General features: G+C 65.6%; 22 protein-coding genes. 11 read left to right on the forward strand and 11 right to left on the reverse strand.

Translation table 11 applies throughout. The annotated features are described in order from the left end of the window. Position 1 precedes the first annotated feature (1 nt). Both DPM33_RS10785 and DPM33_RS10795 read right to left on the reverse strand, forming a co-directional pair. Positions 2-727, reverse strand: a complete 726-nt coding sequence (locus DPM33_RS10785) for a GntR family transcriptional regulator (protein ID WP_112097417.1) — start codon at positions 725-727, stop codon at positions 2-4. A gap of 376 nt (positions 728-1,103) precedes the next feature. Beyond that, a complete protein-coding gene (locus DPM33_RS10795; RefSeq protein WP_112097418.1) occupies positions 1,104-1,874 on the reverse strand; it encodes an IclR family transcriptional regulator domain-containing protein in 771 nt (256 codons plus the stop codon). Positions 1,875-1,982: 108 nt separating this feature from the next. On the opposite strand from DPM33_RS10795, the gene DPM33_RS10800 reads away from it, so the two are divergent. The 3 genes from DPM33_RS10800 to pcaF are packed head-to-tail and all read left to right on the forward strand — an operon-like array spanning position 1,983 to position 4,846. Beyond that, positions 1,983-2,840, forward strand: coding sequence for a CoA transferase subunit A (locus tag DPM33_RS10800; protein ID WP_112097419.1), 858 nt, complete (start codon positions 1,983-1,985; stop codon positions 2,838-2,840). Then, complete coding sequence (locus tag DPM33_RS10805; RefSeq protein ID WP_112097420.1) at positions 2,837-3,640, forward strand: CoA-transferase subunit beta; 804 nt, start codon at positions 2,837-2,839, stop codon at positions 3,638-3,640. The genes DPM33_RS10800 and DPM33_RS10805 overlap by 4 nt, the downstream gene beginning before the upstream one ends. Continuing rightward, the gene (pcaF, locus tag DPM33_RS10810) at positions 3,641-4,846 is read left to right on the forward strand and encodes a 3-oxoadipyl-CoA thiolase (RefSeq protein ID WP_112097421.1); all 1,206 of its coding nucleotides are present in this window, start codon (positions 3,641-3,643) and stop codon (positions 4,844-4,846) included. Positions 4,847-4,856: 10 nt separating this feature from the next. Here pcaF and pobA read toward each other — a convergent pair whose 3' ends face one another. From pobA to pcaD, 6 genes are read right to left on the reverse strand one after another with little or no spacing between them, the layout of a single operon-like run. Beyond that, positions 4,857-6,029 (reverse strand): 4-hydroxybenzoate 3-monooxygenase, encoded by a 1,173-nt coding sequence (gene pobA / locus DPM33_RS10815; protein WP_112097422.1) that lies wholly within the window; start codon positions 6,027-6,029, stop codon positions 4,857-4,859. Beyond that, positions 6,029-7,081, reverse strand: coding sequence for a 3-carboxy-cis,cis-muconate cycloisomerase (locus tag DPM33_RS10820; RefSeq protein ID WP_112097423.1), 1,053 nt, complete (start codon positions 7,079-7,081; stop codon positions 6,029-6,031). Before DPM33_RS10820 ends, pobA begins: the two co-directional genes overlap by 1 nt. A gap of 11 nt (positions 7,082-7,092) precedes the next feature. Beyond that, entirely contained in the window at positions 7,093-7,707 is a 615-nt protein-coding gene (gene pcaG / locus DPM33_RS10825) for a protocatechuate 3,4-dioxygenase subunit alpha (RefSeq protein WP_112097424.1), read from the reverse strand. Then, on the reverse strand, positions 7,707-8,459 hold the full coding sequence (gene pcaH / locus DPM33_RS10830) for a protocatechuate 3,4-dioxygenase subunit beta (protein WP_112097425.1): 753 nt from the start codon (positions 8,457-8,459) through the stop codon (positions 7,707-7,709). The genes pcaG and pcaH overlap by 1 nt, the downstream gene beginning before the upstream one ends. Then, the gene (gene pcaC / locus DPM33_RS10835; RefSeq protein WP_112097426.1) at positions 8,452-8,856 is read right to left on the reverse strand and encodes a 4-carboxymuconolactone decarboxylase; all 405 of its coding nucleotides are present in this window, start codon (positions 8,854-8,856) and stop codon (positions 8,452-8,454) included. Before pcaC ends, pcaH begins: the two co-directional genes overlap by 8 nt. Beyond that, positions 8,849-9,661: a 3-oxoadipate enol-lactonase gene (gene pcaD, locus DPM33_RS10840; protein WP_112097701.1), complete on the reverse strand. Its 813-nt coding sequence runs from the start codon at positions 9,659-9,661 to the stop codon at positions 8,849-8,851. Before pcaD ends, pcaC begins: the two co-directional genes overlap by 8 nt. Positions 9,662-9,753: 92 nt before the next feature. Here pcaD and pcaQ point away from each other — a divergent pair, with 92 nt between their 5' ends. The 8 genes from pcaQ to DPM33_RS10880 all read left to right on the forward strand — a co-directional run bounded on the left by pcaQ (position 9,754) and on the right by DPM33_RS10880 (position 17,859). After that, a complete protein-coding gene (pcaQ, locus tag DPM33_RS10845) occupies positions 9,754-10,671 on the forward strand; it encodes a pca operon transcription factor PcaQ (RefSeq protein ID WP_112097427.1) in 918 nt (305 codons plus the stop codon). A gap of 181 nt (positions 10,672-10,852) precedes the next feature. Beyond that, on the forward strand, positions 10,853-12,166 hold the full coding sequence (locus tag DPM33_RS10850; RefSeq protein ID WP_112097428.1) for an ABC transporter substrate-binding protein: 1,314 nt from the start codon (positions 10,853-10,855) through the stop codon (positions 12,164-12,166). A 26-nt stretch (positions 12,167-12,192) separates the two neighbouring features. Continuing rightward, the gene (locus tag DPM33_RS10855) at positions 12,193-12,924 is read left to right on the forward strand and encodes an ABC transporter ATP-binding protein (protein ID WP_112097429.1); all 732 of its coding nucleotides are present in this window, start codon (positions 12,193-12,195) and stop codon (positions 12,922-12,924) included. Beyond that, positions 12,921-13,646, forward strand: coding sequence for an ABC transporter ATP-binding protein (locus DPM33_RS10860; protein WP_112097430.1), 726 nt, complete (start codon positions 12,921-12,923; stop codon positions 13,644-13,646). Before DPM33_RS10855 ends, DPM33_RS10860 begins: the two co-directional genes overlap by 4 nt. Further along, positions 13,643-14,539 (forward strand): branched-chain amino acid ABC transporter permease, encoded by an 897-nt coding sequence (locus tag DPM33_RS10865; protein ID WP_112097431.1) that lies wholly within the window; start codon positions 13,643-13,645, stop codon positions 14,537-14,539. Before DPM33_RS10860 ends, DPM33_RS10865 begins: the two co-directional genes overlap by 4 nt. Beyond that, positions 14,536-15,585 carry a branched-chain amino acid ABC transporter permease gene (locus DPM33_RS10870; RefSeq protein WP_112097432.1) on the forward strand — a complete coding sequence of 350 codons (1,050 nt, stop codon included), beginning with the start codon at positions 14,536-14,538 and terminating at the stop codon, positions 15,583-15,585. The genes DPM33_RS10865 and DPM33_RS10870 overlap by 4 nt, the downstream gene beginning before the upstream one ends. Before the next feature lie 2 nt (positions 15,586-15,587). Next, on the forward strand, positions 15,588-16,373 hold the full coding sequence (locus DPM33_RS10875) for a coniferyl-alcohol dehydrogenase (protein ID WP_112097702.1): 786 nt from the start codon (positions 15,588-15,590) through the stop codon (positions 16,371-16,373). 40 nt (positions 16,374-16,413) lie between these two features. Continuing rightward, the gene (locus DPM33_RS10880) at positions 16,414-17,859 is read left to right on the forward strand and encodes an aldehyde dehydrogenase (RefSeq protein WP_112097433.1); all 1,446 of its coding nucleotides are present in this window, start codon (positions 16,414-16,416) and stop codon (positions 17,857-17,859) included. A gap of 9 nt (positions 17,860-17,868) precedes the next feature. Here DPM33_RS10880 and DPM33_RS10885 read toward each other — a convergent pair whose 3' ends face one another. Genes DPM33_RS10885 through DPM33_RS10895 form a run of 3 tightly spaced genes read right to left on the reverse strand, consistent with a single transcriptional unit; the run spans position 17,869 to position 20,490 of the window. After that, positions 17,869-18,723 carry a sugar phosphate isomerase/epimerase family protein gene (locus DPM33_RS10885; RefSeq protein WP_112097434.1) on the reverse strand — a complete coding sequence of 285 codons (855 nt, stop codon included), beginning with the start codon at positions 18,721-18,723 and terminating at the stop codon, positions 17,869-17,871. A gap of 1 nt (position 18,724) precedes the next feature. Further along, a complete protein-coding gene (locus DPM33_RS10890) occupies positions 18,725-19,501 on the reverse strand; it encodes an ATP-binding cassette domain-containing protein (RefSeq protein WP_112097435.1) in 777 nt (258 codons plus the stop codon). Then, a complete protein-coding gene (locus tag DPM33_RS10895) occupies positions 19,498-20,490 on the reverse strand; it encodes an ABC transporter permease (RefSeq protein WP_112097436.1) in 993 nt (330 codons plus the stop codon). The genes DPM33_RS10890 and DPM33_RS10895 overlap by 4 nt, the downstream gene beginning before the upstream one ends. Between the last annotated feature and the right edge of the window lie 32 nt (positions 20,491-20,522).

The following is a 20,522-nucleotide window of genomic DNA, read 5'->3' on the forward strand; positions in this document are numbered from 1 at the left end:
CTCAGAACTCCAGATGCAGCGCGAAATGCGCCGGGTTGAGCAGGCTGGTGACGAACTCGATGGCGCGTCCATCGGCGGCGCGCGTCAGGCGGCGCGTGCGCAGGAACGGCGTGCCCGGCGCGCAGTCGAGGATCGCCGCATCTGCCGCGCTCAGCATCTCGATGTCGGCCCATTCCTCGCCGTGGTCGGGCACCAGCCCTGCCCCGCGCAGCGTCTGGTGCAGCGAGCCTTCGCGCAATCCACGCAAGGGGACATCTTCCAATTCGGGCGACAGCGGCAGGCGGCTGCGCTCGATCGAGATGGCGTGGCCGTCGTCGGCATTGGTGCGGGCGCGATCGACGGCGATGAAGGACGGGCTCTCGACCCCGAGCCGTGCCGCCAGTTCCGCGTCCTCGATGATCTCGAGCCGCAAGGTGCGGGTCTCGGCATTGGCGCCGGCATTGGCCAGCGCGCGCGACCAGCCGATCGCGTCGTCGACCGGCATGCCGTCGAAGGTGACGAAGGAGCCGATGCCGACCTTGGTGGTGATCAGCCCGCGGCTGGAGAGTTCTTCCAGCCCTTTGCGCACCGTGTTGCGACTGACGGAGAAACGCTGGACGAGCTCGTTCTCGCTCTGCAGGCGGTCGCCAAAGCCAAGCACGCCCGAGCGTATCTCATGCTCCAGAACCGTCGCGATCTGCTCGGGCTTGCCCGTGCCGGGTGAGAGCTGCATCGCGCGACGGGCCATATCGATACCTGTTCAATGAACCTGTATAATCCTGTTCAATATTAGAAAGAAGAGATAGAGTCAACGGGTTCGTAGCGAGCGGCGCTAGTGGTCTCCTGACGCTAAATTTCAAGCGTTGGCGCCGCCCCTCACCTGCCTGCCGGCATCCTCTCCCCGTATAGTGACGGGGAGAGGGGCGCTCTCATCAGCGATTTCGCCAATCGCCAACGTTGCAGGAAAAGGTGCCGGCGTTGCGGCCAGCCCCCTTCTCCCCGTCACTATACGGGGAGAAGTGCCCGGCAGGGCGATGAGGGGCAGCGCCGACTTTAGCGATTGGCGGCAGATTGGACGCTGACATGGTCACCTGCGACACACGTGGGCGAGATGTTGCAGAGGATCAAACGAAGAAGAATTCTTCCACCCGCTGCTTGGCTATCCGCAGCACCGGCAGGATGTCGCGCTCCATCGCCCCGACCGAGAAACGCGCCGACTGCGTCGAGACGTTGATGGCCGCGACAGTGCGGCCGGCGCGATCGACGATCGGCACCGCGATCGAGCGCAGGCCGAGTTCCAGCTCCTCATCGACGATGGCGAAGCCATCCGTCCTTGCCTTGTCGATGGCCTTGCCGAGCGCGGCACGGCTAGTGATTGTCTTCGCCGTTCGCCGTTCGATGGTCGCCTGCGCCAGGAAGGTCTTCAACTCATCCGCCGAGAGGCCGGACAGCAGCACCCGCCCCATCGAGGTGCAGTAGGCCGGCAGCCTGGTTCCGACATCGAGCGCCACGCTCAGGATGCGCCGTCCGGGAATGCGCGCGACATAGACGACGTCCTCGCCCGACAGCACCGCCGCGTTGCAGGCTTCGTCGAATTTGCCGGCCACCTCGCGCATGATAGGCGCCGCGAAGGTCCAGAGCGATGCGCCGCCGAGCCAGGTCCGCGCGACCGTCAAAAGACGCGGCGACAGCGAAAACAGCCGGCCGGACTGCGTCGCGTAGCCCGTGGCAACCAAAGTCAGCAGAAAGCGGCGCGCGCCTGCGCGAGTGAAGCTCGCCTCCTCGGCCATCTCGGTCAGCGTCATGCCGGTTGGATGGCGCGCGAGGATTTCCATCACCGCCAGGCCGCGTTCCAGCGAGCCGACATGGTCGCGTGAAATTGCCTCCTCTTCCACGAATATCTCCAGGCCTGCGTTGACTCTGCGCAATGGTTGAAGCTAGAAAGTATCTCATAAGAAACATATGTTCGCAATACGAACTTTTGCAGTTCACGGAGCCTGGAGATGGTCGAGTTCCTGCCGCTGAAACAGGCGGTCGCCGAAAATCTGCACGACGGCGACGCGGTGGCTTTCGAAGGCTTCACCCATCTGATCCCGACCGCCGCCGCACACGAGGCGATCCGCCAGGGCTTTCGCGAGCTGACGCTGATCCGTATGACGCCCGATCTGATCTACGACCAGATGATCGGCATGGGCATGGCGAAGAAGGTCGTCTTCTCCTATGTCGGCAATCCCGGCGTCGGCCTGCTGAGACGCGCCCGCGATGCCATCGAGAACGGCTTCCCTCGTGCTATCGAAATCGAGGAGCACAGCCACGCCGGCATGGCCAATGCCTATGAGGCGGGCGCCGCCGGCCTGCCTTGCGCGGTGTTTCGTGGCTATCGCGGCGCCGGCCTGGCTTCGGTCAATCCCAACATCAAATCCGTCACTTGCCCCTTCACCGGCGAAGTGCTGGCTGCCGTTCCCGCGATAAGGCCCGACGTCACCTTCATCCATGCGCAAAAGGCCGACCGCAAAGGCAACGTGCTGGTCGAAGGCATCATCGGCATCCAGAAGGAGGCGGTGCTGGCGGCGAAGCGCGCCGTCGTGACGGTCGAGGAAGTGGTCGATAACTTCGACGACCTCCACCCCAATCTCACCGTGCTGCCGAGCTGGACGATCGCGGCGATTTCGGTCGCGCCTGGCGGCTCGCACCCCTCCTACACGCATGGCTACTACGAGCGCGACAACGCCGCCTATCTCGAATGGGACGAGATCGCCGCCGACCGCGACCGTTTTCAGACATGGATGCAAAAGAACGTCATCGAAAGCGCCGCGGATGACTTTGCCGCCCGCGTCGAGCATCTGAGGAAAGCCGCATGAGCGACACGATCGATCGGGGCTTCACCGCCAACGAAATGATGACGATCGCCGCCAGCCGCGCCTTGAAAAGCGACGATGTCTGCTTCGTCGGCATCGGCGCGCCATCGGCCGCCTGCAACGTCGCGCGGCTGACCCACGCGCCCGACATCACGCTGATCTATGAGAGCGGCACCATCGGCACCACGCCTGATGTTTTGCCACTCTCGATCGGCGACGGCGAATTGTGCGAGACGGCGGTCACCACCGTCGCGGTGCCGGAGATGTTCCGCTACTGGCTGCAGGGCGGCCGCATCTCGATCGGTTTCCTGGGTGCCGCCCAGCTCGACAAATTCGGCAACATCAACACCACCGTCATCGGCGACTATGCGCATCCCAAGACCCGGCTGCCCGGCGGCGGCGGCGCGCCGGAAATCGCCACCTCGTCGAGACAGGTCTACATCACCATGGCCCAGTCGAAGCGCGGTATGGTCGAGAAGATCGACTTCTTCACCTCCTTCGGCCATGGCGACGGCGGCGATCACCGCCAGCGCCTCGGCATCGACACCGCCGGGCCGACGCTTTTGATCACCGACCTCGCCATCTGGAAGCCGGACCCGGTGACCAAGGAATTCACTGTCGTCTCGCTGCATCCTGGCGTGGCACGCGAGCAGGTGCAGGACAGCTGTGGCTGGGTCGTAAAATTTGCCGAGGCTCTTGACGAGACGCCGGCGCCGACGGAACTCGAGCTGAAGACATTGCGCGACCTGCAGGCCCGCACCAAGGCGGCGCATCAAGGAACCGCCAAAGGGAAAGCTGCCTAGATGACCGAGGCCTATATCTGCGACTACATCCGCACGCCGATCGGCCGCTTCGGCGGTTCGCTGTCCTCCGTGCGCGCCGACGATCTCGCCGCCATCCCGCTGAAGGCGCTGGTCGAGCGCAACACAGGCGTTGATTGGGCGGCTGTCGATGACCTCGTCTATGGCTGTGCCAACCAGGCCGGCGAGGACAACCGCAACGTGGCGCGCATGGCGCTGCTGCTTGCCGGCCTGCCCCAGGACATCCCGGGCTCGACCGTCAATCGTCTGTGCGGCTCCGGCATGGACGCGGTCACCATAGTCGCCCGCGCCATCAGGGCCGGCGAGGCCGAGCTGATGATTGCCGGCGGCGTCGAATCGATGAGCCGCGCCCCCTTCGTCATGCCGAAGGCCGATACCGCTTTCTCGCGCAATGCCGAGATTTACGACACCACCATCGGCTGGCGCTTCATCAACCCGTTGATGAAGAAGCAGTATGGCGTCGATTCCATGCCGGAGACCGGAGAAAACGTCGCTGAGGATTTTTCCGTGAGCAGAGCCGACCAGGATGCCTTCGCCATGCGCAGCCAGCACAAGGCCGTCGCCGCGCAGGTCAACGGCAGGCTGACGAAGGAGATCACGCCGGTGACGATCCCGCAGAAGAAGGGCGATCCGATCGTCGTCACGAAGGACGAACATCCCCGCGCCGGCACGACCATCGAAGCGCTGGCCAAGCTGCCGACGCCGTTCCGCCAGGGCGGCACCGTGACCGCCGGTAATGCTTCCGGCGTCAATGACGGCGCCGCGGCCCTGATCATTGCTTCGGAAGCGGCGGCTAGGAAGCACGGCCTGACGCCGATCGCCCGCATCCTCGGCGGTGCAGTCGCTGGCGTTGCGCCGCCCATCATGGGCATCGGTCCGGCACCGGCAACTAAGAAGCTTTGCGCCCGTCTTGGCCTGACGCCGGACCAGTTCGACGTCGTCGAACTCAACGAAGCCTTCGCCTCGCAAGGCATCGCGGTTCTGCGCCAGCTCGGCATCGCCGAGGACGCCGCGCACGTCAATCCGAATGGCGGCGCGATCGCGCTCGGTCACCCGCTCGGCATGTCGGGCGCGCGGATCACCGGCACGGCGGCGCTCGAGCTGCGCGAACGCGGCGGCAGACTGGCTTTGGCCACTATGTGCATCGGCGTCGGCCAGGGCATCGCCATCGCGCTGGAGTGCGTTTGACGGCCTCCGATCAATAGGGAAGGCCGACGTAGTTTTCCGCCAGCGCCGTCGACGCCGCTTTCGAATGCACGAGATAATCGAGCTCGGCTTCCTGGATGCGCTGGCCGAACTCGCCCGTCTCGGGAAAGCGGTGCAGCATCGTCGTCATCCACCAGGAGAAGCGCACCGCTTTCCAGACACGCGCCAGCGCCTTGGCTGAGTAAGCGTCGAGCCCGGCCGCTGACTTCTCGTGATAGAATTCGCGAAGCCCGGCAAAGAGATAGCGCACGTCGCTGGCGGCGAGGTTGAGGCCCTTTGCGCCGGTGGGCGGCACGATATGGGCAGCGTCGCCGACCAGGAACAGCCGGCCGAAGCGCATCGGCTCGGCGACGAAGGAGCGCAGCGGCGCGATCGACTTCTCGAAGGATGGCCCGGTAGTGACGGCGGCGGCTATCCGCGGCGGCAACCGGCGGCGCAGCTCGTCCCAGAAGCGCTCATCCGACCATGCCTCGACGCGCTCGTCGGCGGGAACCTGCACATAGTAGCGGCTGCGCTGCGGCGAGCGCATCGAGCAGAGCGCAAAGCCGCGCTCGTGATTGGCATAGACCAGCTCATGGTCGGCCGGCGGCACCTCGGCCAATACGCCGAGCCAGCCGAACGGATATTGCCGTTCGAACGTCTTCAGCGCGCCTTGCGGCACCGATCGGCGGCTGACACCGTGATAGCCGTCGCAGCCGGCAATGAAGTCGCAGTCGATGCGGTGCGTCGCGCCGTCCTTGTCGTAGGTGACGGAGGGGGATGCGCCGTCGAAATCATGCAGCGCGACATTCGACGTTTCGAAGACAGTCAAGAGTCCCGCCGCCTCGCGCTTCTGCATCAGATCGAGCGTCACCTCGGTCTGACCATAGACAGTGACATGCTTGCCGCCGGTGAGTGCGATCATGTCGATGCGATGCGCCCGGCCGTCGAAGGCAAGCGAGATACCGGCATGCGGCAGGCCCTGGGCATGCAGCCTGTCCGCCGCGCCCGCTTCGCCGAGCAGGTCGACCGTGCCCTGTTCGAGCACGCCGGCGCGCACGCGCCCGAGCACATGCTCGCGGCTCGACCGTTCGAGAATGATTGTCTCGACACCTATGCCGGCGAGCAACTGCCCGAGCAGCAGGCCGGATGGTCCCGAGCCGATGATGACGACCTGCGTGCGCATCAGTGGCCAAGACTTTCGATCTGCGCGGCAAGCTCGGCCGCGAGCCTCAGCGCACCCGCCGTCGCCACCGCCATCTGCGGCAGGATGAGCCACTCCAGCGTCCAGGCCGCGCCCGAACGTTCCTGCTCATGCACCAGCGCCTGATGCATACCCGAGAGCTGAGCGGCATTGAAGCGCGCCAGCGCCACCAGCGCTTCACCCTTCACCGGATTCTGCTTGTGCGGCATCGCCGACGAGCCGCCGCCGCCGGACAATCTGATGTCGGAGCCCGTCTGCGCCATCAGCACGACGTCCTGCCCGAATTTTCCGAGGCTGCCGGTGACGAGCGACAGCCAGCCGGCGAACTCGGCGAGCGCGTCGCGCTGGCTATGCCATTGCGGCGCATCGCCGAGACCGAGCTTGGCGGCAACCGTCGCGCGCACGGCGGCGGCCTTGTCGCCGAGCTTTTCCAGCGTGCCGGCGGCGCCGCCGAACTGCGGCATCAGCAGCCGGCCGGAAAGCTCTTTCAGGCGTTCCTGGTGACGATCGAGCGGCGCCCGCCACGAAACGATCCGGTCCTGCACAGTTACCGGGATCGCCGGCTGCATGCGCGTCATCGCCATGAGCTGACGTTCTCCAAACTCCAACTCCAAGCCCGTGAGGCGCACGATGTTCTCGCCTAGCAGCAGGCCGATATGGTCGATGACCTGCCGCAGGCGCAGCACCAGGGAGGTGTCGATGACATCCTGGCTGGTGGCGCCGAAATGCACATATGTATCGTGCGGCGCGCCGACGGCGGCTCTGATCTGCCGAACCAGTTCCGGTGCCACGACGCCATCCTTGGTAACCTCTGCCCGCAGCTTCGCCGTGTCCGGCCGGAACGCGGCCAGCGCCGTGACGATCGCCGCCTCGGCATCACGCGGGATGACGCCGCACTCGGCTTCCGCCTCGGCCAGCGCCCGTTCGAAATCGAGCATCGCGGCGATATCGGCCTCGACGGAAAAATGCCTGGCCGCCTCCTCGTCGCCGAGCAGGCCGGAAAGCAACGGATGATCGAAGGGCGAAACGGTCATGGCGGTTACGGTCAGCTGTCGAAGAAGACCGTCTCCTTTTCGCCTTGCAGGTGGACATCGAAGACGTAAGTGTCGCCCTGGCGCTCGGCGATCAGCGTCGGCACGCGCAGGCGATGTTCGATGCGGGCAAGGATCGGATCCTCGTCATTGGCTTTTTCTTCATCCGAAAAATAAAGTCGCGTGTGCAGCCCGAGATTGATGCCACGCGCCACGATCCACAGCGTGATATGCGGCGCCATCAGCCGGCCGTCGCGGAATGGCACGCGGCCCGGCTTGATCGTCTGGAACAGGCAGACCCCGGTTTCCATGTCGGTCGGCTGCCGGCCCCAACCCAGGAAATTCGGGTCGGCCGCGCCGCGCAATTCCGCAGGTGAATTGTAGAGACCTTCGGCGTCAGCCTGCCAGATCTCGATCAGCGCATCCTTCAGCGGCGTGCCGGTGCCGTCGAGCACGCGGATGCGCAATTCGATGCGCTCGCCCCTGGTCTCGCCGTTGACCATGGCCGAGCCGAGGTCGCTCGCATAGACGCCGCCGATGCCGCAGAAATTCGGCGTCAGCCCGATATGCACATAGGGGCCGGCGGTCTGCGAAGGGCTCTCCTTCAGCCGGTCGAGCGACTGCGCCATCAATTGCCCTCCGGCCTGTTCTCGAACAGCGTCGAGCGCCGCCCGCGCAGCACGATGTCGAACTTGTAGGCGAGCGCGTCCATCGGGATCGTCGCGTGCATGTCGAGCGCGGCGATCAGCGCCTCGACCGCGGCCGTGTTGGAGATCCCGCCGACGATCGGACAGCGCCAGATCAGCGGATCGCCCTCGAAATACATCTGCGTGATCAGCCGCTGCGCGAAGCCTTGGCCGAATACCGAAAAATGGATATGCGCCGGGCGCCAGTCGTTCGGACCATTCGGCCACGGATAGGGACCGGGCCTCACCGTGCGAAACGCATAGAAGCCGTCCTCGCCGGCGATGGTGCGGCCGCAGCCGCCGAAATTCGCATCGAGCGGCGCCAGATAGCCGTCCTTCTTGTGACGGTAGCGGCCACCGGCATTGGCTTGCCAGAATTCGAGCAGCACGCCCGGCACGCCTTTGCCGCGCTCGTCGAGCACGCGTCCATGGACGATGATGCGCTCGCCGATGGCGCTCTCGCCGGCCTTGGCGAAATTGTGGATGAGGTCGTTGTCGAGCTCGCCGAGCATCGCATGCCCGAACACCGGGCCGGTCAACTCCGAGATCGTGTTGTCGAACGACAGCAATGCCTTCTGCGGTGAGCGCAGCACCGAGCTCTTGTAGCCCGGCGTGAACGCCGGCGGGTGCCATTGGCGGTCGCGCTGGAAGAACGCGCCGGTTTCCGGCGCCTGGTTGGAGCCTCGTTCAGCCATGGGCGGCCTTGGCTCCATCCATCTGTGCGAACACCTCCTTGGCGATCTTGAAGGCGCGGTTGGCGGCCGGCACGCCGGCATAGATCGCCACATGCAGGAAGGCTTCGCAGATGTCGTCGCGCGACGCGCCTGTATTGGCGGTGGCGCGCACATGCATGGCCACTTCCTCGTCATGGCCGAGCGCGGCAAGCAGCGCCAGCGTCACGATCGAGCGCTCGCGCTTCGACCAGCCGGGCCGAGCCCACACCGTTCCCCAGGCGGCTTCCGTGATCAGTTGCTGGAACGGCCTGTCGAAATCGGTCGCCGCGTCCTCGGCGCGGTCGACATGCGGGCTGCCAAGCACGGAGCGGCGGACCTCCAAACCGGTCCGGTAGCGGTTCTTCGTAACATCATCCATGAGCAGACTTTCCCTCAGGCAACGAGGCGACGAAATCGCAGATCAGAGTGACGATCGCTTCGGGCTGCTCGATGCAGGGTATGTGTCCGGCATTGCGGATCACTTCGAAGCGTGCGCCAGGAATCAGCCCGGCCAGCGCGCGAACGAGATCGGGCGGTGTCGAGCCGTCCAGATCGCCGACGATGCAGAGCGTCGGCACCGCGATGCGGCGTGCGCTGTCGGTGAAATCGGCATCGCGCACCGCCTTGCAGGTCCCGATGTAACCAGGCAGCGCCTGCCTGGTCAGCATGTTGCGGCAACCGGCAAGCTCGGCGCTGCGTCTCGCATGGAACTCTGGCGTGAACCACACCTTGAGCACGCCGTCGGCAATCGCCTCGATGCCGTCGCGTTCGATGGTTGCGATGCGCGTGTTCCAGCTATCGGCGGTGCCTATCTTATGGGCAGTGTCGCCGAGGATCAGCGCCTCGACACATTTGGGATGGCGGGTGTAGAGCCGCTGCGCGATCATGCCGCCGACGGACAGCCCGAAGAGCACGACCTTGTCGAAGCCGAGATGATCGATGAGGGCGACCAGATCATCGACATGGTCGTCTATCGAGCGCACGCCGCCGCCTATGTCCGACAGCCCATGGCCGCGCTTGTCGTAGACGAGCATCGGCATTTCACCGGCAAGCCGCGCGACGACGTCGTCCCATATCCGGAAATCGGTGCCCAGCGAATTTATGAAGATGATCGGTCGCGACGTGCCGGGCGCCTCGATGTGGCGGTGATGCAGCGTCACGCCGCCTATGCTGACGAATGGCACGATTTCGATCCTCCAAAGCCACATTGCACGAGCCGTTTGGTTCGGTAAAATGATATTTTGCGGCGTTTCATTAACTCTGAGGTTATCGAACCATGGCCGAAAGCCGGATCCGCTTCCGCCATCTGCAGGCGTTTCTCGAAGTCGCGCGGCAAGGCAGCGTCGCGCGCGCGGCCGACTTCCTGCATGTCAGCGCGCCCGCTGTGACCAAGACGTTGCGCGAGCTGGAAGAGGCGCTCGGCGTCGCGGTGGTAGAGCGCGACGGGCGCGGCATCCGTGTCACGCGTCTCGGCGAAATCTTCCTCGGCCATGCCGGCTCGGCGATTTCGGCGCTCAAGCGCGGCGTCGATTCCGTCCGCCAAGACGGCGCCCTCAATCGCGACCCGATCCGCATCGGCGCGCTGCCGACCGTTTCGGCGCGGGTGATGCCGCTCGCCATGAACCTCTTCCTCGAGGAAAACACCGGCGCCGCGCTCAAGATCGTCACCGGCGAGAATGCCGTGCTGCTCGAGCAGCTGCGCGTCGGCGCGCTCGACCTCGTCGTCGGCCGGCTCGCGGCGCCCGAGCACATGACCGGCTTCTTCTTCGAGCACCTCTATTCCGAGCAGGTGCTGTTCGTCGTACGCGCCGGGCATCCGTTGGCGGAGCCAGGGACAGACATTTTCGCCCGCCTCGACGAGTTTCCCGTCCTGATGCCGACGCGCGAATCCGTCATTCGTCCTTTCGTCGACCGGCTCTTCATCACCAACGGCATGACCGCGCCGGCGACGGAAATCGAAACGGTTTCCGATTCCTTCGGCCGGTCCTTCATGCGCCAGAGCAACGCGGTATGGATCATCTCGGCCGGCGTCGTCGCCAACGAGATCGCCAGCGGCGCCTTCGTCGCCTTGCCCGTGGACACGGAAGAAACCAAAGGGCCGGTGGGCTTGACCATGCGCACCGACACCGCGCCCTCGCCCGCCTTCACCATCCTGTTGCAGACGATCCGCGAGGCCGCGCGGCATCACGCTTGACCATTGGCTGATCGGTTCGAATTCCACTAACCTGGAGGTTAATAAAACACCGTAAAATATCATTTTACCGAACCAAACCGCTAGTGCAATGTGACTTCGGAGGATCGAAAGCCGTGTTCGTCCGACCGCAAACGGAAGACCTGTTTGCCGTCGTGTCGAACGGCCACTGAGGGAGGAGCAGATGTCTCGCATTATCGGCAGCAAGCCCGCCACTTCGGGCATTTCACGACGCCAGTTCATCGCCACTTCGGTGGCCGGCGGCGCAGCACTTGCATTCGGCGGCAAAGCATTCGCGCAAGCCGCCGACGCGCTCAAGGTCGGCTTCGTCAGCCCGCGCACCGGGCCGCTTGCCGGCTTCGGCGAGACCGACGGTTATGTGCTCGACCTTGCCCGCAAGGCTCTAGCCAACGGCATCGAGCTCGGCGGCAGGAAATACAGCGTCGAGATTATCGACCAGGACACCCAGTCCGATCCGTCCCGCGCCGGCCAGCTCGCCAAGGACCTGATCAACAACCAGGCCATCGACCTGATGCTCGCGGTCTCCACGCCGGAGGTCATCAATCCGGTCGCCGACGCCTGCGAGGCGGCCGGTGTGCCGTGCCTCTCCACCGTCATGCCCTGGGAGGCCTGGTATTTCGGCCGCGGCGCCAAGCCCGGCGCGCCCTCGCCCTTCAAATGGACCTATCATTTCGGCTTCGGCGTCGAGGAGTTCTTCAAGGCCTATATCTCGCAGTGGAACCTGATCGAGACCAACAAGAAGGTCGGCGTCATGTATCCCAACGACGCCGACGGCAACGCCATCCGCGCCCATCTCGCGCCGCTGCTCGCCAAGCAAGGCTTCACCATCGTCGATCCGGGCGCCTACGAGACCGGCACCACCGACTATTCCTCGCAGATCGCGCTGTTCAAGCAGGAAGGCGTCGAGATCTTCAACTCCTTCCCGATCCCGCCGGATTTCGCCGCCTTCTGGCGCCAGGCCGCGCAGCAGGGCCTGACCAAGCAGATCAAGATCGCCCAGGTGGCCAAGACCGGCCTGTTCCCGTCCGACATCGAGGCGCTCGGCGATCTCGGCATGAAGATTTCCAGCGCCGCCTATTGGCACAAGGCTTTTCCGTACAAGTCGCCGCTGACCGGCGTCTCGGGAACTGAGCTTGCCGATGGCTACGAAGCGACAAGCGGCAAGCAGTGGACGCAGCAGCTCGGCGCCTCGATGTCGCTGCTCGACGCCGGCTTCGAAGCCTTGAAGGCAAGTTCCAATGCCAAGGACAAGGCGGCGGTGGCCAAGGCGCTGAGCACGCTGAAGACCGAGACCATGATCGGCAAGGTCGACTTCACCAGCGGCCCGGTCCCCAATGTCTCGCCCGGCCCGATCATCGGCACGCAATGGGTCGCCGCCAAGGATGGTTCGAAATTCCCGCTCGACTATGTCGTGACCGAAAACGCCACCGACCCGAAAGTGCCGGTCGAGGCCAAGCTCCAGCCGTATAACGGCTGATCGACTGAGGACGCATCGTGAACGCCATGCCCAACGGTGCGATCCTCAATGCCGCCGGCATTCACAAGCGCTTCGGCGCGCTTGTGGTGCTGGACGACATCGACTTCGCCATGGCCGCCGACGAGGCGGTCGGCATTGTCGGCCCCAACGGCGCCGGCAAGACGACGCTGCTCAGCGTGCTCTCCGGCGCTTATCCGCCGAGCGCCGGAACGATTGCCTTCAAGGGCGGCGACGTGACGGCGCTGCCGGCCACGCAGCGCTGCCGGCTGGGGCTGGTGCGCACCCATCAGGTGCCGAAACCCTTCGGCGGCATGACCGCTTTTGAGAATGTCTTCGTCGCCGCCTCGCATGGCGCCGGGCTGAGCCGCGACGAAGCCTATGAGGAAGCACTCGGCTCGCTGAAGCTCTGCGGCATGCTGGGCGTCGCCAACCGCCGCGCCGAGACGCTCGGCCTGCTCGATCGCAAGCGGCTGGAACTGGCGCGCGCGCTCGCCGCAAAGCCGACGCTGCTTCTGCTCGACGAGATCGGCGGCGGCCTGACCGACGGCGAGGCCGGCGAACTCGTCGACACCATCCGCGAATTGCGCCGCCGCGGAATAGGCATCGTCTGGATCGAGCACATCGTCCACATCCTGCTGCAAGTGGCCGAGCGGCTAATCTGCATGGACGCCGGTAAGATCATCGCCGACGGCGAACCGCAAGCGGTGATGGCCGACCCGCAGGTGATCAGCGCCTATCTCGGCGGAGGCCCGAAATGAGCCTGTCGGTCGAGGATCTCGTTGTCCGCCACGGCCTGCTGCAGGCGGTGCGCGGCGTCAGCTTCAGCGTCGAGCGCGGCGAGACGCTGGCGCTGGTCGGCGCCAACGGCGCCGGCAAGACGACCCTGCTGAGGGCAATCGCCGGCGCGCACCAGGCCGCTTCCGGCCGCGTCGTCTTCGACGGCGCCGACCTTTCCGGCGTGCCTTCGCATGAACGCGTCCGCAAGGGCGTGGCGCTGGTGCCTGAAGGCCGACGGCTCTTTGTGCAGATGACGGTCGAGGAAAATCTCCTGCTCGGCCGCACCGCCGGCCGTTCCGGCGACTGGAGCGTCGAGCGCGTGCTCGAAACCTTCCCCAACCTCAAGCCGCGCCGCCATGCCAAGGCCGGGCATCTCTCGGGCGGCGAGCAGCAGGCGACGGCAATCGGCCGCGCGCTGATGAGCAATCCCGAGCTGCTCCTGCTCGACGAGGTCTCGCTCGGCCTGTCGCCGCTGGTCGTCGACCGCGTCTATGCCTCGCTGCACGGGCTGATCAGCTCTGGCACGACGATCATCCTCGTCGAACAGGATCTCAACCGCGCCCTCTCCGTATCCAACAAGGTCATCTGCATGCTGGAGGGCCGGGTCGCGCTTGCCGGTGACAGCAGGAACGTCTCGCGCGACGAGGTGACCAAAGCCTATTTCGGCCTGCACCGGAAAGGCGCCGGAGGCGTGCCGGCATGATGAACCAGATCGTCCAGGGCATCCTGCTCGGCGGCTACTATGCGCTGATTGCCTGCGGCCTCTCCTTCATGTTTTCGGTGATGCGTATCATCAACCTCGCGCATGGCAGCCTCGCCATACTGTCGGCCTTCGCGCTGTGGCTGCTCGCCTCGCGCTTCCACATTTCGCCTTTCCTCGGCCTCGTCATCGTGCTGCCGCTGATGGCGGTGATCGGCTGGGCCTTGCAGCGCTTCCTGCTCGAGCGCAGCGCGCGTGGCGGCGCGCTGTTGCCAATCCTCACCACCTTCGGTCTTGCCATCGTCATCGACAATGTGCTGTTCGAACAGTTCGGCGCCGATACGCGCTCGCTGGCGCCGTTCATCGGCAGCCTGTCCTACGATTCCTGGGAGTGGCCGGGCAGCATCTATGTCGGCAAGCTGGCGGTGATCATCTTCGTCGCCGCCGTCGTCCTGCTCGGCGGGTTGCAGCTGTTCCTCACCCACACCGGGCTCGGCCGTTCGATCCGCGCGACGTCGGAAGACCCCGATACCGCAGGCCTCGTCGGTGTCGATGCGCGCCGCGCCAATACTATCGCCGCGGCCATCGCCATGGTCACGGTCGGTCTCGCCGGAGCCTTCCTCGGCATGCGCGCCACCTTCGATCCCTATGCCGGCGCGACGCAACTTCTGTTCGCCTTCGAGGCCGCCGTCATCGGCGGCGCCGGCTCGCTCTGGGGCACACTGATCGGCGGCATCGTGCTGGCGCTCGCGCAGACGCTCGGCGCGACAGTGCATCCGCAAGGCTTCCTCATCGGCGGCCATGTCGCGTTCCTGATCGTTTTGTTCATCCGGCTCTACACCTCCGGCCTCGGCCTGCGCGGCTTGCTCGGTCTCGCCGCGGGAAAGGCATCATGAGCGCCACGGTCATCGAACGCGGCACGGCCGCCTCGCGCATCGCCGGAATTGGCGTCGCCGCCATCATCCTTTTGCTCGCCATCGCGCCGCAGTTCCTCTCGGCCGGTGCCGTCGACCGCGTGACGGCGCTGTTCATCTATGTGATCCTCGCCGCGATGTGGAACGCGCTCGCCGGTTTCGGCGGCCTGGTCTCGGTCGGCCAGCAGGTGTTCTTCGGCCTCGGCGCCTATTTCGCCATCCGGCTCGCCAATGCCGGGCTCAATCCGTTCGTCTCGCTGTTCGTCTCGGCGATCATCGTCGGCGCCATCTCCTGGCCGATCTCGCTGTTCATGCTTCGCTTGAAGAATGGCGAGTTCGCCATCGGCATGTGGGTGATCGCCGCGCTGACTCACCTTCTCGTCAATCTCGACCGGCTGATCCAGGGCGAGACCGGCACGTCGCTGATCTCCCTCAATGTCTATGACGCATCGACAAGACGAATGACCATCTACTGGCTGGCGCTGGCCTCAATGACTGCGCTGCTGGCGATCCTGTTCGGCCTGCTGCGCGGCAGCACCGGCGCCGCCATCCGCGCCATCCGTGACAATGAGGATGCGGCTGCCTCCGTCGGCGTGCGCGTCACCGGCACCAAGCGCCTGCTCTTCGTGCTCGCCGCCTTCGGCATCGGCGTCGCCGGCGCTCTGTGGCTGGCGACCTCGATCACCTTCCAGCCAAAGACGTACTTCAACGTGCAGTGGACCGCCTACATGATCTTCATGGTGCTGGTCGGCGGCATCGGCACCTTCGAGGGCGCCATCCTCGGCGCGCTGCTCTTTTTCCTCATCGAGACCTGGTTCGGCGGCACCGGCGTCTGGTACCTGATCGGGCTCGGCGCCACGGCGCTTGCCTTCTCGCTGCTTTTGCCACGCGGCCTGTGGGGCACGCTGGAAGAGCGCTTCGGCTGGCGGCTGCTCCCGGTCGGCTACCGTGTCAGGCTTCCCATCAACGCAAGCGACACGACCGGTGCTTCGCCGGCACAGGCAACGACATCTCGGGAGAAGGCATGAGCATCCTGTTCGGCAAGACGATCCTCATCACCGGCGTTGCCTCGGGCATCGGCGCCCGCACGGCCGAACTGGCCGGCCAGCTCGGCGCCGACGTGATCGGCGTCGACCTGCGCGAGCCGGCCGGCCATCAGGGCGCCTTCGTTCAGGCCGACATCTCGTCCAAGGCCGGCGTCGACGATCTCGTCGCGAGGCTGCCGCGGCGTCTGGATGCGCTCTGCAACGTCGCCGGCATCTCCGGCAATACGGGCGCCGCGCCGACGCTCGCCGTGAATTTCTACTGCCTGCGCGCACTCTCGGAAGCGCTGGCGCCAAAACTTCGCGAGGGCGGCGCCATCGTCAACGTCGCCTCGATCGCCGGCTTCGGCTGGCGCGCCAATCTCAACCGCGCTGCCTCGATGGTCAGCGTCGAGGGCTTTCCCGATATCGCCAAGGTGATCGCCGACCACGCGGTGAAGAACGACGAAGGCTATCCGGTCTCGAAGGAGCTCTTGCTCTTGTGGACGTTTCGCGCGGCGCATCAGGAGCTGTTCAAAAGTCGCGGCATCCGCGTCAATGCGGTGAGCCCCGGCCCGGTGGAGACGCCGATCCTCAAACAGTTCCGCGCGGTCCTCGGCGATTCCAAGGTCGATAGCGATATCGCCCGCGTCGGGCGCGCCGGAACGTCGGGCGACATCGCGCCGGTCGTGCTGTTCCTATGCTCCGACGCGGCGCGCTGGATCAACGGCGCCAACGTGCCCGTCGACGGTGGCCTCGAAGCATCGATAAACGCCGAAGTGCTCGGCTTCTGAACTCAACTGCGGCGCTCCATCGGGAGCGAGGGAGAGACCAATGGACATCGGACTTCTGATCGACGGCGACGAGCGGGCGGCGACCGGCAAGGCGTCTTACGAACGCCTGGACCCATTCACCGGCAAGCTGGCGACGCGCGCCGCCGCCGCGAGCATCACCGACGCCAACGCGGCCGCCGACGCGGCAGCCGCTGCTTTCGACGCCTGGTCGAAGACCGGACCCGGCGAACGTCGTACCCTGCTTTCCAAGGCAGCCGATGTCATGACTTCCAAGGTCGGCGAGTTCACCAGGCTGATGATGGAAGAGACCGGCGCCACCGGCCCCTGGGCCGGCTTCAACGTCATGCTCGCTTCCAACATGCTGCGCGAAGCGGCCGCCATGACGACCCAGATCTCCGGCGAGGTCATTCCTTCCGACAAGCCCGGCACGCTCGCCATGGCGATCCGCCAGCCGGCCGGCGTCTGCCTCGGCATCGCGCCATGGAACGCGCCCGTGATCCTCGGCACCCGCGCGCTTGCCATGCCGCTCGCCTGCGGCAACACCGTCGTGCTGAAGGCTTCCGAAATGTGCCCCGGCACGCATCGCCTGATCGGCCAGGTGCTGGTCGAGGCCGGCCTCCCCAAGGGCGTCGTCAACGTCGTCACCAACGATCCGAAGGACGCGGCGGCAATCGTCGAGACGCTGATCGCGCATCCGGCGGTGAAGCGCGTCAACTTCACCGGATCGACCAAGGTCGGGCGCATCATCGCCGAGCTCTCCGGTCGCCACCTCAAGCCCGCTTTGCTCGAGCTTGGCGGCAAGGCGCCGCTTGTCGTGCTGGACGACGCCGACATCGACGCCGCGGTGAACGCTGCGACCTTCGGCGCCTTCATGCATCAGGGCCAGATCTGCATGTCGACCGAACGCCTGATCGTCGATGAAAAGATCGCCGACGAATTCGTCGCCAAGCTCGCCGCGCGTGCCTCAAAACTTCCGGCGGGCGACCCACGCGGGCATGTCGTGCTCGGCTCGCTGATCAGCAGCCAGGCCGCCGACAAGATGGAGGAGCTGATCGCCGACGCAGCCGCGAAGGGCGCCAAGCTTGCAGCCGGCGGCAAGCGGTCAGGAACTGTCGTGGAAGCGACGCTGCTCGACCACGTGACACCCGCCATGCGCGTCTATTCGGAAGAGTCCTTCGGCCCGGTGAAGCCAGTCATTCGCGTGAAGGGCGAAGAGGAGGCCGTGCGCGTCGCCAACGACACCGAATACGGCCTGTCGTCGGCCGTCTTCAGCCGCGACATCCGCCGCGCGCTTGCCCTCGCCGCGCGCATCCAGGCCGGCATCTGCCACATCAACGGCCCGACCGTCGGCGACGAGGCGCAGATGCCGTTCGGCGGCGTCAAGGGCTCGGGCTATGGCCGTTTCGGCGGCAAGGCCTCGATCGCCGAATTCACCGACCTGCGCTGGGTGACGATCGAGGATCCGGGCCAGCACTATCCGTTCTGATCGTGCGGCCTATCCGAGCGTCAGCCCGGCCTTCCTCGCTTCCTCGCGCAGGAACGGCAGGCCGACCTCGATGACGTCGCGCGGATCTTCCGCCACTGGGCGCCAGACGGCGAGCCCGCTGGCAATGTCGACATCGACATGGTTCATACTTTCGAGCGTGATCGCGCCCTGATAGCCGATGTCGGCGATCGCCTTCATGCAGGCCGCCCAGTTGAGCATGCCGCGCCCCGGCACGCCGCGATTGGCTTCCGAGACATGCACATAGCCAAGGTAGGGCGCGGCCGCCTCGAAGCCTGAGGCAAAGCTCTCTTCCTCGATATGCATGTGATAGGTGTCGAGATGGATGAAGATGTTGTCAGCGCCGACGCGCTCGATGATACGGGTCGCGTCGATGCCGCGGTTGATCAGATGCGTCTCGTAGCGGTTGCAGGGCTCGATGCCGAGCTTGAGGCTGCGCGACTTCGCCGACTTCGCTGCACGCTCGAGGAAGCGGCACATGCCGTCGATCTCCCTTTGCGTCGGCGCCCGGCCGGTGGTCTTGCCGATCGTGCCATAGGTGACGCCGCCAAGCGCCTCGGCGCCCACTTCGTTGCAGACCTTGAAGGCCGGCTGCAGGAAGTCGAGCGCTTCATCGGGCCGCTCGACCACATCGAGCGCTCGGGGCAGGCCGAGCGACGGGATGAGCTGGACGCCATAGTGGTTGGCGAAGCCGCGCGTGCGCTTGGTGTCGATCTCCTCGGGGCGCAGCAGCGGGATTTCCATCAGGCCGATGCCAAGCTCTTTCAGCCGATCCATCTGCGGCTCGATGCGCGAGACGTCCCAGACCGGGGCGATGGCGAAAGTGTGCAGTCCAAAAGTATTCATATCAGCCTCGTTGTTCATGCGCCGCCGCGGCGGCAATGTCGCCGCCGCCGACGATGCGGCTGACGACTTCGTTCATGTTGGTTTTGGCGGTGACGAGATCGGCATCCGCCCTGCCGTGGCGCAGCACCACGATGCGATCAGTGACCGACAGCACGTCGTTCAGCCGGTGCGAGATCAGGATGACGGCGATGCCTTCGGACCTCAGCCGCCTGATCAGGTCGAGCACGCTCTGCACCTCGCGCACGGCAAGAGCCGCCGTCGGCTCGTCCATGATGACGAGCTTCGGGTTGAAGGTAAGCGCCCGCGCGATCGCCACCGTCTGCTGCTGGCCGCCGGAGAAGGAGCCGACGGACCGGTTGATCGACGGCAGATGCGCGCCCAGCCGCTCGATCATCCTGGCCGCCTGACGGTCCATCTCGCTTTTGTCGACGAAGCCGGGAAACAGACCGAACAAGCGCTTTGTCGGCTCGCGTCCGAGGAAGATGTTGGAGGCCACGTCCTGCTGCTTGGCCAAAGAAAGATCTTGGTAGATCATCTCGATGCCGAGCTGGCGGCGCTGGCCGGGGTCGAGGGCAAGGATGTCCTTGCCGTCGAACTCGATCGAGCCCGTGTCGGCGCGGTAGATACCGGTGATGGTCTTCATCAGCGTCGACTTGCCGGCGCCGTTGTCGCCGACCAGCCCGACCACCTCGCCGGCCGCGACCGAAAGGTCGACGCCATGCAGCACATCGACCGCGCCGAAACTCTTGCGGATGCCGCGAAGCGAAAGCAGGGTCATACCCGTGACTCCTTCCGCACCTGGTACTGGTCGATGAAGACCGCGAGGATCAGCACCGCGCCGATCGCCATCTGCTGGTAGTAGGACTGAACCGCCAGCAGCGTCAGCCCGTTTTGCAGGACACCCATGATCAGCGCGCCGATCATCGTGCCGAGGATCGAGGCGCGGCCGCCGAACAGATTGGTGCCGCCGATGATCGCCGCCGTGATCGCGGTCAGCTCGTAGTTGATGCCCGCGGTCGGGTCGCCGGCGTTGACGCGGGCGGTGAAGAGCAGGCCAGCGAGCCCGGCCAGCGCGCCGGACAGCGTGTAGATGATGCGGCGGTGATGCTCGACGCGGATGCCGGCCGCGCGCGCCGCCCCTTCGCTGTCGCCCAGCGCCAGCGTGTGGCGGCCGAAGCGCGTATAGGCAAGCACCGCATGCGCGACGATCGCCGTCAGCACCAGGATGATGACCGGCATCGGAATGCCGAAGGGCCTGCCTTGCCCGATATAGACGATCTCGGGCGGCAAGCCGTAGATCGCCCTGCCCTGCGAGATGACGAGCGCAAGGCCGCGCGCGAGACCGAGCATGCCGAGCGTGACGATGAAGGCCGGCACGAAGGCGCGGGTGACGAGCTGCCCGTTGATGTGGCCGGCAATCCCGCCGGCGAGGATGCAGGCGACCACCGCGAAGACCGACGGCCAGCCGAGATTGACCGCGACGAAAGCGCCGGCAACACCAGCCAGCCCCATCACCGATCCAAGCGACAGATCGAGCCCGCCGGAGCCGATGACGAAGGTGGCTGCGATCGCCAGCACGCCGATCGTCGAGGTCGCGAGAAGGATGTTGAGGAAATTGCTGAGCGACAGGAAATAGGGCGACAACAGCGCCATCGCCGTGCTCAGCGCGAGAAGCACCACCAGCGACTCCAGCCTGATGTGGAGCCTTTCGACAGATGCGCGCTGCACCCGAGCCCAGAAGCCGGGCTGCGTCGTTTCGGAAGCCATATTGCCTCGCTGTTGCAAGAAAGTCGGCTGGC

The sequence above is a fragment of the Mesorhizobium hawassense genome (assembly GCF_003289945.1).
In the GTDB taxonomy this organism is placed as follows: Bacteria; Pseudomonadota; Alphaproteobacteria; order Rhizobiales; family Rhizobiaceae; genus Mesorhizobium; species Mesorhizobium hawassense.

What these genes read in the sequence shown, in the direction of transcription:
- pcaH (WP_112097425.1), bottom strand. Translation starts at nt 8,459, where the DNA reads ATGGCTGAACGAGGCTCCAACCAGGCGCCGGAAACCGGCGCGTTCTTC.
- DPM33_RS10860 (WP_112097430.1), top strand. Translation starts at nt 12,921, where the DNA reads ATGAGCCTGTCGGTCGAGGATCTCGTTGTCCGCCACGGCCTGCTGCAG.
- DPM33_RS10880 (WP_112097433.1), top strand. Translation starts at nt 16,414, where the DNA reads ATGGACATCGGACTTCTGATCGACGGCGACGAGCGGGCGGCGACCGGC.
- DPM33_RS10865 (WP_112097431.1), top strand. Translation starts at nt 13,643, where the DNA reads ATGATGAACCAGATCGTCCAGGGCATCCTGCTCGGCGGCTACTATGCG.
- pcaC (WP_112097426.1), bottom strand. Translation starts at nt 8,856, where the DNA reads ATGGATGATGTTACGAAGAACCGCTACCGGACCGGTTTGGAGGTCCGC.
- DPM33_RS10805 (WP_112097420.1), top strand. Translation starts at nt 2,837, where the DNA reads ATGAGCGACACGATCGATCGGGGCTTCACCGCCAACGAAATGATGACG.
- pcaQ (WP_112097427.1), top strand. Translation starts at nt 9,754, where the DNA reads ATGGCCGAAAGCCGGATCCGCTTCCGCCATCTGCAGGCGTTTCTCGAA.
- DPM33_RS10895 (WP_112097436.1), bottom strand. Translation starts at nt 20,490, where the DNA reads ATGGCTTCCGAAACGACGCAGCCCGGCTTCTGGGCTCGGGTGCAGCGC.
- pobA (WP_112097422.1), bottom strand. Translation starts at nt 6,029, where the DNA reads ATGCGCACGCAGGTCGTCATCATCGGCTCGGGACCATCCGGCCTGCTG.
- DPM33_RS10785 (WP_112097417.1), bottom strand. Translation starts at nt 727, where the DNA reads ATGGCCCGTCGCGCGATGCAGCTCTCACCCGGCACGGGCAAGCCCGAG.
- pcaF (WP_112097421.1), top strand. Translation starts at nt 3,641, where the DNA reads ATGACCGAGGCCTATATCTGCGACTACATCCGCACGCCGATCGGCCGC.
- DPM33_RS10800 (WP_112097419.1), top strand. Translation starts at nt 1,983, where the DNA reads ATGGTCGAGTTCCTGCCGCTGAAACAGGCGGTCGCCGAAAATCTGCAC.
- DPM33_RS10855 (WP_112097429.1), top strand. Translation starts at nt 12,193, where the DNA reads ATGCCCAACGGTGCGATCCTCAATGCCGCCGGCATTCACAAGCGCTTC.
- DPM33_RS10870 (WP_112097432.1), top strand. Translation starts at nt 14,536, where the DNA reads ATGAGCGCCACGGTCATCGAACGCGGCACGGCCGCCTCGCGCATCGCC.
- DPM33_RS10885 (WP_112097434.1), bottom strand. Translation starts at nt 18,723, where the DNA reads ATGAATACTTTTGGACTGCACACTTTCGCCATCGCCCCGGTCTGGGAC.
- DPM33_RS10820 (WP_112097423.1), bottom strand. Translation starts at nt 7,081, where the DNA reads ATGACCGTTTCGCCCTTCGATCATCCGTTGCTTTCCGGCCTGCTCGGC.
- pcaG (WP_112097424.1), bottom strand. Translation starts at nt 7,707, where the DNA reads ATGGCGCAGTCGCTCGACCGGCTGAAGGAGAGCCCTTCGCAGACCGCC.
- DPM33_RS10890 (WP_112097435.1), bottom strand. Translation starts at nt 19,501, where the DNA reads ATGACCCTGCTTTCGCTTCGCGGCATCCGCAAGAGTTTCGGCGCGGTC.
- DPM33_RS10850 (WP_112097428.1), top strand. Translation starts at nt 10,853, where the DNA reads ATGTCTCGCATTATCGGCAGCAAGCCCGCCACTTCGGGCATTTCACGA.